This window comes from Streptomyces sp. CB01881, assembly GCF_002953255.1.
GTDB lineage: Bacteria > Actinomycetota > Actinomycetes > Streptomycetales > Streptomycetaceae > Kitasatospora.
The window spans coordinates 2,039,781-2,053,963 of the sequence record NZ_CP026498.1 but is presented as its reverse complement, the minus strand read 5'-3'; the positions used below and the strand labels follow the sequence as shown (position 1 = coordinate 2,053,963).

Annotated in this window: 15 protein-coding genes; 9 read left to right on the top strand and 6 right to left on the bottom strand. The window is 76.2% G+C overall.

Features of this window, described 5'->3' with window-relative positions:
• Positions 1-9: 9 nt before the first annotated feature.
• The 6 genes from C2142_RS09010 to C2142_RS08985 all read right to left on the bottom strand — a co-directional run bounded on the left by C2142_RS09010 (position 10) and on the right by C2142_RS08985 (position 7,452).
• Entirely contained in the window at positions 10-1,074 is a 1,065-nt protein-coding gene (locus C2142_RS09010; RefSeq protein ID WP_148641907.1) for an enoyl-CoA hydratase/isomerase family protein, read from the bottom strand.
• A 225-nt stretch (positions 1,075-1,299) separates the two neighbouring features.
• Positions 1,300-2,520: a fumarylacetoacetase gene (gene fahA / locus C2142_RS09005; RefSeq protein ID WP_148641906.1), complete on the bottom strand. Its 1,221-nt coding sequence runs from the start codon at positions 2,518-2,520 to the stop codon at positions 1,300-1,302.
• Positions 2,517-3,401 (bottom strand): hypothetical protein, encoded by an 885-nt coding sequence (locus C2142_RS09000; RefSeq protein WP_206670945.1) that lies wholly within the window; start codon positions 3,399-3,401, stop codon positions 2,517-2,519. The genes fahA and C2142_RS09000 overlap by 4 nt, the downstream gene beginning before the upstream one ends.
• Complete coding sequence (locus C2142_RS08995; protein ID WP_148641905.1) at positions 3,398-4,597, bottom strand: cupin domain-containing protein; 1,200 nt, start codon at positions 4,595-4,597, stop codon at positions 3,398-3,400. The genes C2142_RS09000 and C2142_RS08995 overlap by 4 nt, the downstream gene beginning before the upstream one ends.
• A 55-nt stretch (positions 4,598-4,652) precedes the next feature.
• Positions 4,653-5,867 (bottom strand): 4-hydroxyphenylpyruvate dioxygenase, encoded by a 1,215-nt coding sequence (hppD, locus tag C2142_RS08990; RefSeq protein ID WP_148641904.1) that lies wholly within the window; start codon positions 5,865-5,867, stop codon positions 4,653-4,655.
• 262 nt (positions 5,868-6,129) lie between these two features.
• Positions 6,130-7,452, bottom strand: a complete 1,323-nt coding sequence (locus C2142_RS08985) for an alpha/beta family hydrolase (protein ID WP_148642296.1) — start codon at positions 7,450-7,452, stop codon at positions 6,130-6,132.
• Between the two features lie 336 nt (positions 7,453-7,788).
• On the opposite strand from C2142_RS08985, the gene C2142_RS08980 reads away from it, so the two are divergent.
• The 9 genes from C2142_RS08980 (at position 7,789) to C2142_RS08940 (ending at position 14,166) form a co-directional block, all read left to right on the top strand.
• Complete coding sequence (locus C2142_RS08980; protein WP_148641903.1) at positions 7,789-9,033, top strand: sedoheptulose 7-phosphate cyclase; 1,245 nt, start codon at positions 7,789-7,791, stop codon at positions 9,031-9,033.
• Entirely contained in the window at positions 9,017-9,742 is a 726-nt protein-coding gene (locus C2142_RS41480) for a cupin domain-containing protein (RefSeq protein WP_148641902.1), read from the top strand. Before C2142_RS08980 ends, C2142_RS41480 begins: the two co-directional genes overlap by 17 nt.
• Complete coding sequence (locus C2142_RS08970) at positions 9,739-10,197, top strand: hypothetical protein (protein ID WP_148641901.1); 459 nt, start codon at positions 9,739-9,741, stop codon at positions 10,195-10,197. The genes C2142_RS41480 and C2142_RS08970 overlap by 4 nt, the downstream gene beginning before the upstream one ends.
• 181 nt (positions 10,198-10,378) lie before the next feature.
• Positions 10,379-11,503, top strand: a complete 1,125-nt coding sequence (locus tag C2142_RS08965; RefSeq protein WP_148641900.1) for a hypothetical protein — start codon at positions 10,379-10,381, stop codon at positions 11,501-11,503.
• Positions 11,504-11,641: 138 nt separating this feature from the next.
• A complete protein-coding gene (locus C2142_RS08960) occupies positions 11,642-12,091 on the top strand; it encodes a hypothetical protein (RefSeq protein WP_148641899.1) in 450 nt (149 codons plus the stop codon).
• On the top strand, positions 12,088-12,498 hold the full coding sequence (locus C2142_RS08955; RefSeq protein WP_148641898.1) for a hypothetical protein: 411 nt from the start codon (positions 12,088-12,090) through the stop codon (positions 12,496-12,498). The genes C2142_RS08960 and C2142_RS08955 overlap by 4 nt, the downstream gene beginning before the upstream one ends.
• 226 nt (positions 12,499-12,724) lie before the next feature.
• Positions 12,725-13,480, top strand: a complete 756-nt coding sequence (locus C2142_RS08950; protein ID WP_148641897.1) for a cupin domain-containing protein — start codon at positions 12,725-12,727, stop codon at positions 13,478-13,480.
• Positions 13,477-13,770 carry a hypothetical protein gene (locus tag C2142_RS08945; protein ID WP_148641896.1) on the top strand — a complete coding sequence of 98 codons (294 nt, stop codon included), beginning with the start codon at positions 13,477-13,479 and terminating at the stop codon, positions 13,768-13,770. Before C2142_RS08950 ends, C2142_RS08945 begins: the two co-directional genes overlap by 4 nt.
• A 168-nt stretch (positions 13,771-13,938) precedes the next feature.
• Positions 13,939-14,166, top strand: a complete 228-nt coding sequence (locus C2142_RS08940) for a hypothetical protein (RefSeq protein WP_148641895.1) — start codon at positions 13,939-13,941, stop codon at positions 14,164-14,166.
• The last annotated feature ends 17 nt before the right edge of the window (positions 14,167-14,183 follow it).

The following is a 14,183-nucleotide window of genomic DNA, read 5'->3' as shown; positions in this document are numbered from 1 at the left end:
CGGGCCCGGTCAGGCCAGGCCCAGCTCGTCGTCCCCGCGCGGCGCGAAGTGGCGGGCGACCTCCGCCTCCGACACCCCGGCGAGGCCGGCGGGCGACCAGCGCGGGTTGCGGTCCTTGTCCACGACCTGGGCGCGGATGCCCTCGACCAGGTCGTGCCCGGCCAGGGCCGCGCAGGAGATCCGGTACTCCTGGTCCAGCACCGCCTCCAGCGATGGCAGCGTGCGGGCCCGGCGCAGCGCGGCGAGCGTGACCTTGACGGCCGTCGGCGAGTTCCCGAGCACCTGCTCGGCGGCCTCCTTGGCCTCCGGGAGCCCCGTGTCCAGCAGCCGCGCGACGATCTCCTCGGCGGTGTCGGCGCCGTAGCAGGCGTCGATCCACGCCCGCTGCGCCGCGAGCGCGGCGGGCGGTGCGGCCTCGGCGTGGGCGGTGACGGCGGCGGTGACGGCGGCCGCGGCCCCGGTGGCCGGCCCGGCGAGCCGTGCGGTCAGGTCCGCGAGCAGCGCGGGGATCCGCGCCGAGTGGACGAAGTGGTCCGCGAAGCCGCAGAGCAGCGCGTCCCCGGGGCCCATCGAGGCGGACGTGAGGCCGAGGTGCGTGCCCAACCCGCCCGGGGCGTGGGCCAGGAGCCGGCTGCCGCCGACGTCCGGCACCAGGCCGATCCGGGTCTCCGGCATCGCCACGGTGGAGCGCTCGGTGACGATCCGCACGGCGCCGTGGGCGGAGAGGCCGACGCCGCCGCCCATGGTGATGCCGTCCATCACCGCGAGGTACGGCTTCGGGTAGCGGGCGATCAGCGCGTTGAGCCGGTACTCGTCGCGGAAGAAGGCCCGCGAACCGGCCCCGCCGGCCTTGGCGTCCTCGTGGATCGCCCGGATGTCCGCGCCGGCGCAGAGCCCGCGCTCGCCGGCGCCGGTCAGCACCACGGCCCGCACGGTGTCGTCCGCCGCCCACTCCTCCAGCGCCGCGTGGACGGCCGTGATCATGCCGTGCGTCAGCGAGTTGAGCGCCCGCGGCCGGTCGAGCACGATCCGCCCGACGCCGCCGTCCTGGTGGACCAGCACCTCTGCACCCATCGGGCCCGCTCCCGTTCCTCGTCGCCGCTCGTTCCGAAGATCCTCGCCGTCCACCGTACTAGGCCCGGCTCCAGGCTCCCGCCCGCCGGGCGACCGGGCGGACGACGGGAGTCCGGGGGCGGGCCGGGACCCGTCCCCGGACGGGCGGAGGGGCGGCACCGGTCAACCGGTACCGTCCCTCCGCCCACGGGTCGTCCGTGTCCGGGCCCGCCGCCGCGCGGGCCGCTACGGCGCGACCCGGCCGGTGACCTCGCCGAAGCCGATCACCGCGCCGTCCGGGCCGGGGGCGGTGGCGGTGATGGTGACCTCGTCCCCGTCCTCCAGGAAGGTGCGGGTGGTGCCGTCGGGGAGCTTGACCGGCTCCTCGCCGTTCCAGGTGAGCTCGATCAGTGCGCCGCGGGTCTCCGGGGCGGGGCCGGAGACGGTGCCCGAGGCGAAGAGGTCGCCGGTGCGCAGGGAGGCGCCGTTCACCGTCATGTGGGTGAGCTGCTGCGCCGCCGTCCAGTACATCGAGGCGAACGGCGGGCGGGAGACCGGGTGCCCGTTCAGGCGGACCTCCATCGCCAGGTCCAGGCCCCAGGGTTCGCCGCCCCGGTCGTCCAGGTAGGGGAGCGGCTCGACGTCCCGGGCCGGCGGGGTGACCCGGGCGTGCTCCAGGGCGTCCAGCGGCACGATCCACGGCGAGACCGAGGTGGCGAAGGACTTGCCGAGGAACGGGCCGAGCGGCACGTACTCCCAGGCCTGGATGTCGCGCGCCGACCAGTCGTTGACCAGGCAGACGCCGAACACGTGCTCGCGGAAGTCGCCGAGGGTGACGGGAGTGCCGAGCGTGGACGGGGTGCCGACCACGAAGCCGACCTCCGCCTCGATGTCCAGCCGGCGGGTCGGGCCGAAGGACGGCACCGCGTCGGCGGGCGCCTTGCGCTGTCCGTGCGGTCGGACCACCGGGGTGCCGGAGACCACGACCGTCCCCGCCCGGCCGTGGTAACCGATCGGCAGGTGCTTCCAGTTGGGGGTGAGCGGGTCCGACCCGGGGCGGAAGATCCGGCCCAGGTTGGTGGCGTGGTGCTCGGAGGCGTAGAAGTCGACGTAGTCGGCGACCTCGAACGGCAGGTGGAGCTCCACCTCGGCCACCGGCAGCAGCAGCGGCGAGAGCGCGTCCCGGAACGACTCGTCGGTGAGCCAGTGCGTCAGTGCCGCGCGGGTCCGGGTCCAGGCCGAACGGCCCGCGCCCAGCAGCGGGTTGAGGGTGTCGGCGTCCAGCAGGACGGACGGCTCCCCGGCGGCCCGGGCGGCGGCCCCGGCGTCGAGGACGGACTCCCCGATGCGCACGCCGATCCGCCGGTGGCCCGGCCGGTCGGCGGCCGTGAAGACGCCGTACGGCAGGTTGTGCACGCCGAACGGCGAGTCCTGGGCGCTGGCGAGCCAGCTGCGGGGCGTGGTCAACGGTCCTCCTGGGACGTGGGGCTGGGGCCGGTCCCGGGCGACAGCAGGCCGAGCGCGGCCAGGTCGTCCAGGGGCTCGGCGATGCTACAGGTGCCGAACGCGGTGAACGAGTTGCGGATCACCGTGACCTGATGGTCGGTCAGTTCGCGGACGGCCTTGGCCAGCGCCTCGCCCGAGCGCTCCGCCAGCACCTCGGCCGCGGCCCGGCGGTCGGTCTCCAGCGCGGCCAGCAGGACGTTCAGGAAGCCGTGGTGCTCGAAGCCGGTGACCGGGTCGGTGTGCCGGACGGCGTGGTGCAGCCCCGCCGTGCACTTGTACGGCAGGCCGCGCTGCGCGCAGCCGGTGAGAAACCCGGCCAGCTCGTCCTCGTCGGGGAAGGCGCCGGCCACCACCCCGCCGGTGCGGAACTTCGCCCGGTAGGCGCTGTCGACGAGCACGTCCAGGACCTCGCCCAGGGCGTCGCCGTGCAGCAGCTCGCGCGGCAGCTCGACGGCGGCCGGGACGTCCGGCGGCAGCAGCAGGTCCAGTGCGGCCACCGCCTCGGCGGCGTCCCGGGTGGCCAGCTCGACGCCGGCCACCTCGAACGGCGCGGCGGCGGCGAGTGCCGGGCCGAGCTCGGCACTGCCCCCCGGCAGGACGAGCCCGACCCGGAGCGGCCCGCCCGCGCCGGCCGGGGCCGCGGCGGCCAGCTCGCCGAGCCGGCCCGCCCCGCACAGGAGCGGTCCGACCGCGGCGGAGTACCACGCGCAGCGGTGCGCACGGTGCGCCGGTACCGCCTCGGCGACCGGCAGGTTCCCCGGCGGGAACACCGCCGCGTCGTCGAAGAGGCCCTGGAAGAGCGGGGGGATGCCGCCACCGGCGGGCTCGAAGGTACCGGTCACCGCTGCGGCCCCCGGCCGGCCCACGTCCAGGCGTAGTCGGCGTCCTCGCCGGCCCGGCCGCCCTCGCCCAGCTCCAGCGGGCGGAAGGTGTCCACCATGACGGCGAGCTCGTCGAAGAACTCCACGCCGATGCTGCGCTCGTAGGCGCCCGGCTGCGGGCCGTGGGTGTGGCCGCCCGGGTGCAGCGAGATCGAGCCCTGGCCGATGCCCGAACCCTTGCGGGCCGCGTAGTCGCCGCCGCAGTAGAACATGACCTCGTCGCTGTCCACGTTGGCGTGGTAGTACGGGACGGGGATCGAGAGCGGGTGGTAGTCCACCTTGCGGGGCACGAAGTTGCAGATCACGAACCCGTTGCCCTCGAACACCTGGTGCGCGGGCGGCGGCTGGTGGATCCGGCCGGTGATCGGCTCGTAGTCCCGGATGTTGAACGCGTACGGGTAGAGGCAGCCGTCCCAGCCGACCACGTCGAACGGGTGGTGCGGCACCGTGTACCGGGTGCCCGCGATGCCGTTCGGGCCGCGGTGCTTGACCAGCACGTCGACGTCCGTGCCCTCGACCAGCAGCGGGCCGGACGGGCCGCGCAGGTCCCGCTCGCAGTACGGCGCGTGCTCCAGCAGCTGGCCGTACTTGGAGAGGAAGCGCTTCACCGGGGTGATGTGGCTGTTCGCCTCGATGCAGTACGCCCGCAGCGGCTCGTCGCCGGAGGGCACCCAGCGGTGGGTGGTCGCCCGGGGGATGACCACGTAGTCGCCCTGGCCGACCTCCAGCGTGCCGAAGACCGTCTCGACCGTGCCCGCGCCGGACTCCACGTACACGCACTCGTCGCCGAGCCCGTTGCGGTACAGCTCGCTCGGGGCCCCGGCGGCGACGTACGAGATCCGCACGTCGCCGTTGCCGAGGACGAGACGGCGGCTGCCGACGACGTCCGCGGACTTCCACTCCTGGCCCGCGAACAGCTCGTGCAGCTTGAGGTGCCGGGGGAGCAGGGGATGGTTGGCCACCAGCGACTGGTCGGGCAGCTCCCACGGCACCGCGTCCACGACGGCCGAGGGGATGCCCCGGTGGTAGAGCAGCGAGGAGTCCGAGGAGAACCCCTCCTCGCCCATCAACTCCTCGTAGTACAGACCGCCTTCGGGCGTGCGGTGCTGGGTGTGCCGCTTGGGCGGGATGCTGCCCAGCTGCCGGTAGTGCGCCATCGTCCTGCTCCTCCTCGGCCGTGCTCAGCCGGCCGTGCTCACCGTTCCCCGACGCTCACAGGTTGCCGCGGGCGTCCTGCTCGCGCTCGATCGCCTCGAACAGCGCCTTGAAGTTGCCCTTGCCGAAGCCCAGCGAACCGTGGCGCTCGATGAACTCGTAGAAGACGGTCGGGCGGTCGCCGATCGGCTTGGTGAAGATCTGCAGCAGGTAGCCGTCCTCGTCGCGGTCGACCAGGATGCCGCGCTTCTTCAGCTCGTCGATGTCGACCCGGACCTTGCCGATCCGGGCCCGCAGCTCCGGGTCGTCGTAGTACGAGTCCGGCGTGTTGAGGAACTCGACGCCGCGCGAACGCAGCACGTCCACGGTGGTGAGGATGTCGTTGGTGGCGAGCGCCATGTGCTGGCAGCCGGGGCCGGTGTAGAACTCCAGGTACTCGTCGATCTGCGAGCGCTTCTTGGCGATGGCCGGCTCGTTGAGCGGGAACTTCACCCGGTGGTTGCCGCTGGCGACGACCTTGGACATCAGCGCGGAGTAGTCGGTGGCGATGTCGTCGCCGACGAACTCGGCCATGTTCACGAAGCCCATGACGCGGTTGTAGAACGAGACCCACTCGTTCATCCTGCCGAGCTCGACGTTGCCGACGGCGTGGTCGAGCGCCTGGAAGAGGCGCTTCGGCGAGCCCTCCGGGTGCTTGACCTTGCTCTCGGCCGCGATGAAGCCGGGCAGGTAGGGGCCGTGGTAGCGGGAGCGGTCGATCAGGGTGTGCCGGGTCTCGCCGTAGGTGGCGATCGCGGCGCGGCGCACGGTGCCGTTCTCGTCCGAGACGTCGTTCGGCTCCTCCAGGACGGTGGCACCGGTCGCGCGGGCGTGCTCGATGCACTTGTCGACGTCCGGCACCTCCAGGGCCAGGTCGACGACGCCGTCGCCGTGGCGGCGGTGGTGGTCCAGCAGCGGGCTGTCCGGCAGCACACCGCCCTTGATCACGAAGCGGCAGGAGCCGGAGCGGAGCACGAAGGCCTTGCGGTCGCGGCGGCCGGTCTCCGGGCCGGAGTAGGCGACCAGCTCCATGCCGAACACGGCCTGGTAGAACTGCGCCGTCTGGGTGGCGTTGCCGACCACGAAGACGACCGCGTCCTGGGCGGTCACGGGGAACGGGTCGGTGGCCGGGTCGTGCTCGACGAGGCCGACGAGGCGGCGCAGCTGGTCGGCGTCGAGGCCGGCCTCGCGCTCCTCGGGGGTCAGCTCAAGGGCGTGGGACTGCGGGGTCATCGGTCGTTCCTCCACTTTGGGCCTCGGCTCTGAGGCATCCGCTTGAGGCGGCCGCGCCGCGTAGGGTGGGCGGTGCGGCTGAGCGGAGAGCTTGCTCCTGTCGGGGTGGTTGGGCAACAGGTCGCTTTTTCACTGTTCAATGTGTACAAGCTGATCAGGAAATCCCCGGTTCGGCTGGGCAAAATGTGCTGCCGATCGGGGCTGCTGCGGAAAACCTGCCCGCACCTCCCGTCCGCGCCGACGGCCGGCCCCGCCGGCCCGGTCAGGCCGGGTCGCCGGGCGGCCCCGGCGGGTCGGCCGGAAGGCGGCCCAGGAACCAGTCGCGGGCCAGCTCCGCGGCCTGGTCCAGCGTGCCCGGCTCCTCGAACAGGTGGCCTGCGTGCGGGACCACCGCCAGTACACTCTCGCAGCGCAGCCGGGACTGCGCCTGCCGGTTCAGCTCGATCACCGCGGTGTCCCGGCCCCCCACCACCAGCAGCGTCGGCGCGGTGACCGCGGCCAGCCGCTCGGGGCCGGCGAGGTCCGGCCGCCCGCCCCGGGAGACCACGGCGCGCACGCCGTCGCCCATCCGGGCGGCCGTCCAGAGCGCGGCGGCGGCGCCGGTGCTGGCGCCGAAGAGGCCGAGCGGGAGGTCCCGGGTCTCCTCCTGGTCCGCCAGCCGCCCGGCGACGGCCGTCAGCCGGGTGCCGAGCAGGTCGACGTCGAAGACCTTGCGCCGGTCCGGCTCCTCGGCCTCGGTGAGCAGGTCGAACAGCAGCGTCGCCAGGCCCGCGCGGTTCAGGTGGGCGGCCACGTGGCGGTTGCGCGGGCTGTGGCGGCTGCTGCCGCTGCCGTGCGCGAACACCACCACGCCCGCCGCCCGCACCGGGACGGTCAGCCGGCCCGCCAGCAGCACGCCGGCGGCCGGCACGGTGAGCTCGCGGTCCACCTCGGTCGGCGCGTGGGGGTGCTCGCCGCGGGCCGCGGCGAGCAGCCGCAGCACCTCGTCGTCACCGGTCTGCGAGAAGTCGCGGTAGAACTCGCCGATCGCGAAGAACGGCGACGGCGTACTCACGCAGACCAGTTCGTCGGCGGCGTCGGAGAGCCGGTCGGTCCAGTCCCGGGGCGCCACCGGGACGGCCAGCACGACCCGGGCCGCGCCCCTGGCCTTGACGATCCGGCAGGCCGCCCGGGCGGTGGAGCCGGTCGCGACGCCGTCGTCGACCACGACCACGGTGCGTCCGCGCAGGTCGGTGGGCGGGCGGTCGCCCCGGTAGCGGCGGGCCCGGCGCTCCAGCTCGGCGCGCTCCGCCCGCTCCACCTCGGCGAGCTGCCCGGCGCCGACCCCGGCGACGCGCATCACCTGGTCGTTCAGCACCCTGACGCCGTCCTCGCCGATCGCGCCCATCCCCAGCTCCGGCTGGTAGGGCACGCCGAGCTTGCGGATCACGCAGATGTCGAGCGGGGCGCCGAGCGCGGCCGCCACCTCGGCGGCCACCGGCACGCCGCCGCGCGGGAGGGCGACGACGACGGTGCCGGGCCCGCGCAGGTGGCCCAGGCGGGCGGCCAGCCGGCGGCCCGCGTCGGTGCGGTCGGTGAAGTTGATCCCGGTGACGTGCATGGCGCGGCCTCCGAGTTCCACCGTACGTCGGCGGGGCGGGCGTGGGGGCGCCCGGCGGGGCCGTCCCAAGCCACCACCGGGACGCGGACGGGGCCGGACACCCGTGCGCCCGGGACGGCGGGCACCGGACCGTGGGGGCAGGCCGTCCGGCGCCGCCACACCGGACGGCCCCGAGGCCCGGACGTGCCCGAAGCGCACGGGGCCGGGACGCCGGGACGCGCCCGACGCGGAGAACCGGCGGAGAAGCAGCGAGCCGACGGAGAAGGAGCCACGCCGTGACCGTCCCCCACCCGCACGACCCGTCCGCCGACCCCGCGGGCCGTGCCGGCGCCGTCAGCCGTTCCGCCGCCGACGGCCCGGGCCGGGACCTGCCGCACGGGCTGCAACCCCACCGGCGCCCAGGCCACCGGCCGGACGGTGGCCACCGCACTGCCCGTCCGCCACCGGGTCCGCTTCGTGCCCGGCGTGCTGGACCCGGCCAACCCCGCTCTGGCCCGGGCCGGCGGGCCGCCCGGGCGGCGCCTGGTCGTCGTGGAGGCCCGGGTGCGCGAGCTCTACGGCCGCCTCCTCCACCGCTACCCGGCCGCCCAGGGGGTCGAGCACGAGACGCTGGTGCTGCCCGTGCACGAGCAGGTCAAGACCATGGACGCGGTGTTCCGGGTCGCCGACCGGATGGACTCCTCCGGCATCTACCGGCGCGGCGAGCCGGTGATCGCGATCGGCGGCGGCGTGCTGGCCGACGTCGTCGGCCTCGCGTGCAGCCTCTACCGGCGCTCGACACCGTTCGTCCGGGTACCCACCACCCTGGCCGCGCTGGTGGACGCGGGCGCCGGCGCCGGCGCCACGACGGGCGTCGACCACGGGCGGCACGGGAACCGGCTCGGCACCTACCACCCTGCCGCCGACACCCTGCTCGACCCGGCATTCCTCGCCACCCTGGACCGCCGGCACCTCGGGAACGGGCTCGCCGAGATCCTCCAGGTGGCGCTGATCAAGGACGGGGACCTCTTCGGGCTGCTCGAACGGCACGGCCGCGCCCTCCTGGACGAAGGCTTCCGGGGCAGCCACCGCGCCGGTGCCGAGGTGCTCACCCGGGCCGTGCGCGGAATGCTCCAGGACTTGCAGCCCGGTCTCCGGGAGCACCGGCCGGCGCGGCTGACGGACTACGGCCACTCGTTCAGCCCGACGGTCGAGCTGCGCGCGCTGCCCGAGCTGCTGCACGGCGAGGCGGTCTGCGTCGACATGGCGCTCACGACCGTCGTCGCCCAGCGCCGCGGCCTGCTCGACCCGGAGCAGGCCGAGCGGATCCTCCGGCTGATGCGCCGTCTCGAACTGCCCGTCTGGCACCCGCTGGTCGAACCGGTCACGCTCGCCGAGGCGCTCGCCGACACCGTCCGCCACCGGGACGGCCGGCAGCGGCTGCCGCTGCCCGCGGGGATCGGCTCCGGCGTGTTCGTCGACGACCTGACGGACGGCGAGCTGGCCGGGGCCGCCCGGTGGTTGCGGGACCGGGCGGCGGCCGACCGGGTCCGGGAGGAGCACGAGGGACGTGAGGTCCGTGCGTAGCGCGGTCGTGGTCGCGGACACCGGCACGCCCGCCGACGTCCACGATGTCCACGGCGCGGCCGGGGTCGCGCAGTGGGCCTGCCTGGCCCGCCGCGCCGGGCTGGCCGGGGACTGGGAGGCCGTCGAGTGGGTGCGCCTCCCGCCCGGCGGCGTCAGCGGGGAGCACCGGCACACCCGCACCCGGGAGGTCGACGTCCTGCTCACGGGGAACGGCGAGATCACGCTCGACGGCCGCCCGTACGCCGTCGGCGCCGGAGACGCGGTGCTGACCGCGGCCGGCACCCGGCACGGCCTGCGCAACCTCGGGGCGTCCGCGCTGGAGCGGCTGGTGATCGAGCTGCCCGCACAGTGGGACACCGCCGCCGCGGTGGGCAGCACGGTGATCCGGGACCTGCGGAACGCCGGTCCGGTGGACCCGTCCGCCGTCCTCGGCGGTCCGCTGCGCCTGTTGCGGTTCGCCCGGCTCGCCCCGGGGGAGCGGGACGGCCATGCCGCCGACGGCGTCGAGCACACGCTCTTCGTCACCGCCGGGGGCGGCCGGGCCGCGGCCGGGAACGTGCGGCTGCCGCTGCGCCCGGGGGTGGCGCTCACCCTGCCGCTCGGAAGCGTGGCGGACCTGGCGGACGGCCCGGGCGGCCTGGAGTACGTGCACGCCGAGCTCGTGGTGGAGCGGACGGCGGGGGAGGCCGCAGGGGGTGGTGCGCGGTGATCGTCGCGAGCGCCGTCGGACCCCGGCTGCTGCTCGGGCCCGGCCATCAGCGCATCCGGACCAGCTGCCTCGCCCGCCGGGGCATGCTGCACAGCGAGTGCGAGTCCGTCGAGCACGTCCGGCTCGGGCCGGGAGTCTGCTACGACCTCGCCGGGCGCGACGGCACCGAGGCCGCCTGGTACGTGCTGCGGGGGACCGTCGACCTGATCGACTGCCCGGAGCAGCCGCAGCGGCCCCTCGGGAGGGGCGTCCTGCTGCTGGCCCCGAGCGGGCGGGACGTGCACCTGCACGGGGGGCCGCTCGGCGCGGAGCTGCTCTGCGTCACCGTCCTGCCGGCGGAGGCGAGTCGGGCACTGCCGTCCCGCCGCCCGCCCCGCCGCCCGCCCCGCCGGCCGCCCCGCCGGCCGCCCCGCCGGCCGGAGGTCGGGCGGGCGCGGCCGGCGACCGACGGTTGAACCGTTGCCGTCCCGGGGGGTCCCTCCCGGTCGGTTCCGGCAGGTCCCGTTCCGGCAGGTCCCGTCCCGGACGGGAACCGGGCCGTCCCGGGACCGACCGGGACGGGAACGGCGGCTCAGGTGCCCGGGGCGTCGGGCGGCCCATGGTCGAGGTCGGAGACCCGGCTGGAGGAGGACCACGATGGGCCGCACCGGCGAACTCGACCGCCGCATACAGGCCGGACCCGCGAACTTCGCCCTGCTGGTACGCCGCGGCGAAGCCTCCTGGGCGGAACTCGCCGACCGGATCGCCGGGTTCGGGGCCGACCGCTTCGTCCTGGTGGCCGACGCCGCCGCTCCCGCCGACGGGCTCGCCCGGGTCCGCGCCATCGCCGCGGCGATCGCGCCGTGCACCGTGCTCACACAGCCCGGCCCGTCACCCGCCCGGCCGTCACCCGCCCGGCCGACCGACGACGGCCGCACCGTGGTGATCGCGGTCGGCGGCGAACGGGCCTGCGGTGTCCCGGCCGACATCCGTCTGCCGACCACCCTCGCGGCCGCGTGCGGCCCGGCACTCACCCTGCTGCGCCCGCCCCCGGACGCACCCCGTGCGCCCTCCCCGACCGCACCCGTCCGGACCGCGCCCGCGCTGGTCTGGGTCCGCAGCGACCTGCTGGCCGGACGTCCCGCCCCCGAGACCCGGGCGGGCATGGTCGAGGTCGTCCGGCACGTCCTCGCCGTCTGCCCGGCACAGTTCGCGGCGCTCGCCAGAACCCTTCGCCCGGACGCCCGTTACACCCCGGAGACCCTTGCCGCCTGCGTCGCCCTCTGTGCGGACGCCAGGGCCGCGCTGGTCTGCTTCGACCCGTTCGAGACCGGACCGGCCCTCGCGCTCGGCTACGGGCGCCGCCTCGGCGAGGCCGTCCGCAGAACCGTGGGCACCGCCTCCGGCGTGGCGCTCGCACCGGGCGACGCCGACGCCCTGGGGCTGCTCCTCGCCGCCCGCATCGCGGCCCACCTCGGACTGCTGGACGGCGCCGGGGCATGGGCCCACAACGAACTGCTGGCCCGCAACGGCTCGGCGACCGCCCTGCCCGCGCCGCCCGCCGGGGCCGACGCCCGGGCCCTGGCCGCGGCCCTCACCACCGCGGCCGGGCCCGGCCTGCTGCTGCTCGCCGGGCTCGGGCGCCCGCACTGCGCAGGGGGCCGCCTGCTCACCCCGGTCGACGCCTCCGCGCTCCTGGCGGCCGTCGAGGGACCGGGCCGGACCGTCGTTCCGCACAGCCGCGGCCCCGCCCCGGAGAGCCTGACCGCTGCCGCCGGATGACCCGGCGCGCGGGGCTCGGGCGGCGGCCGGGAACAGGACGGGACCGGCTCCCCGTGCGGCCGGGACGGCGGGCGCCACACCGTGGACAGCAGAGGCGGACCGGCACGGACCGCCGGAGACCAGAAGGGAGTTCACGTCATGACGGGCACCGTCATCACGGACCTCCGCCGCCGCGGCGCCGTCGACCCGGGCCGCGTCCTGACCGGCCCGCTGCGCGTGGTCGGCCTCCAGTGGCTCGACCCGGGCCGCAGGACCGAGGTGGCCGCCGAAGGCGTGGAACACGCCCTCTACATCACCGCCGGCTCGGGCACGGCGACCGTCCCGGACGCCGACGGGCAGGCGGGCCCCGATGCCGCGGTCCCGCTGGTCGAGGGCACCGCGTTGACCCTGCCGCTCGGCGCCCGGACGGTCCTGACCGCCGGCACCGCGGGCCTGGAGTACTTCCACGCCGTCCTCGCCGTCGCCGGGCGCCCGCCAGGCTCCCGGGCCCCCACCGGCTCGGCGGGCCGAGAGGACCCGGCGGGCCCGGCCGGCCGGCCCCACCACCCGGACCACCCCGAAAGCCCGAAGGGAGGCGAGCCCAGGTGATCATCACCACCGCCTCGGCCGCCGCCGCCGTCATCCTCGGTCCGCACGGCGAACGGATCCGGCTGCGCTGCCTGGCCCGCCGTTCGATGCTCGCCGGCGCCTGCGAGTCCTTCGACCACCTGCGGCTGAGCCCCGGAGCCCACCACGTGCTGCCGGGACAGAACGAGACCGAGAACGTCCTCTACGTGCTGCGTGGCTCCCTCCTGGTCGGCGGGTCCCCCGACGAGCCGGACCACCTGGCGGTCGACGGGGACCTGCTGCTGGCCCGCCGGGGGACCCCGCTGCACCTGGACGCCGGACCGCTCGGCGCCGAGCTGCTCTGCCTCGCCCTCGCCGCACCCCGCCGCGCCTCGGCGACCAGGGACGCCCTGGCCCGCCGCCGCGCCGAACGACGGACCAGGCCGTGAACGCCGTCACCGCCCCCGGGCCGGCCCGCACCACGACCGCCCTGCACTTCGAGGCCCGGCGCCGCGTCCTCCCTGCGCGACGGCCGCACCGCTTCCCGCCGCGGCCCCACGCCCGGCGGACCACGCACCACCGGGGAGCACTGCACCGCCAGAGCACCGGAGGACACCGCACCACCGGCGGACACCGGAGCGCCGGTGAACACCGAACCCCGCAAGGAGGAATGACGTGATCCTCGTCCCCGCAGCCGTCCCCCGGACGGCCCCCGCGTTCCGCTGGCTGATCGACCCACGCCACCTGCCGTCCGCCCTCGGCGGGCTGAGCGTCGAGACCCTGTCGCCCGGCGTCCGCGTCGGGCAACGGCCCGCCCCGGCCGGCGAGTCGGTGACCGTGGTGCTCTCCGGCCGGGTCCGCTCGGCCGGCCGGGTCCTCGGCCCCGGCGAAGGCCTCTACCACCCGCCGGGCAGCGACTGCGGACTCGCCGTGCTGCCCGGCGCCCCGGCCGTCGTCCTGACCGTCCGGGCAGGCCCGTCGGCCGGCCCACGGCCCGTGCCGGGCCTGTCAGTAGTGCCGCTCGCGGCCCCGTCACGACGGACCGGCCCGCCCGAAGGGGAGGACGGCCCGGCCGCCGGAGGCGCGGCCGGGACGGCCGTGCACTGGCTCGCCACCGCGGAGACGGTGGGCGCCCGGCAGGTCGCCGTCGCGGCCTTCGGGTTCGCCCCCGGCGGCAGCCACGAACTGCACCGGCACCCGCACGCGGACCAGTTCTTCCTCGTCCTCGCGGGCGGTGGCCGGCACCTCGCCGCGACCCGCGAGGTCGCGGTCCGCCCGGGCGACCTGGTGTACGTCCCGGCGGGGGAGTGGCACGGCTTCCGGGCCGGTCCGGGACATCCGACCGCCGCCGTGTACGGCTACCTGGGCGCGGCGAGTCCGGCCCGGGCCGGCTACCAGGTCCGGCCGGCCGCGGAGGAGGTGCTGCGATGAACACGCCCGGGACCGACACCGGCCGGGGCGTGCTGCCGGGCGCGGCCGCAGTCGTCACCGCCACCGTCACCGTCACCGTCACCGGTTCCGGCATCGGCCGGGCCACGGCCATCGCGCCGGCCCGGGCCGGCCACGCGGCCGCGACCGGCTGCCGCGCCGACCGCTCCGCCGCCCGCCGGACGGCCCGCCAGGGCCGGGGCGGGCGGGTCGTCGATGTCACCGCGCCCTACGAACGCACCACCGCCGACCGGCTGTTCACGTCCGGAGGCCCCTGGACCGGCAGCCGCTGACCCCGCCCCGGCCTGCACGGACGCCCGCCGTCCCGGCTTCGGACCCGCACCCTGGGACCGGAACGGGACGGCGGGCCCATGTGCCCGGGGCAGGCCCCCGCGCACAGTGGTGGAAGAGCGGCCGGCCCGCCCGGCCGCCCGGAAGACGAAGAGTCTGGAGCACCACCCATGGCAACGAACACCGCGAGGAAGACGCTCGGCGTCGCGTCGGTCGTCGTCGGCTGCGCAGCGGCGACCTTCGTACTCAAGAGCACCGTCGTCGGCGCAACGGCGAGGTCCTGCCGGACGCCGGAGTCCACGGCGAGGAGGACGGCGCGGCCCGTCGCGAAGAACAGGACGCGGCCCGTCGCGAAGAACAGGAGGTGCAAGGCCGGTGAGACGGACTGCAAGGGCTGAGTCCTCCCGCCGCCCTT

What these genes read in the sequence shown, in the direction of transcription:
- C2142_RS09010 (WP_148641907.1), bottom strand. Translation starts at nt 1,074, where the DNA reads ATGGGTGCAGAGGTGCTGGTCCACCAGGACGGCGGCGTCGGGCGGATC.
- C2142_RS08995 (WP_148641905.1), bottom strand. Translation starts at nt 4,597, where the DNA reads ATGGCGCACTACCGGCAGCTGGGCAGCATCCCGCCCAAGCGGCACACC.
- hppD (WP_148641904.1), bottom strand. Translation starts at nt 5,867, where the DNA reads ATGACCCCGCAGTCCCACGCCCTTGAGCTGACCCCCGAGGAGCGCGAG.
- C2142_RS08965 (WP_148641900.1), top strand. Translation starts at nt 10,379, where the DNA reads ATGGGCCGCACCGGCGAACTCGACCGCCGCATACAGGCCGGACCCGCG.
- C2142_RS08960 (WP_148641899.1), top strand. Translation starts at nt 11,642, where the DNA reads ATGACGGGCACCGTCATCACGGACCTCCGCCGCCGCGGCGCCGTCGAC.
- C2142_RS08945 (WP_148641896.1), top strand. Translation starts at nt 13,477, where the DNA reads ATGAACACGCCCGGGACCGACACCGGCCGGGGCGTGCTGCCGGGCGCG.
- C2142_RS08940 (WP_148641895.1), top strand. Translation starts at nt 13,939, where the DNA reads ATGGCAACGAACACCGCGAGGAAGACGCTCGGCGTCGCGTCGGTCGTC.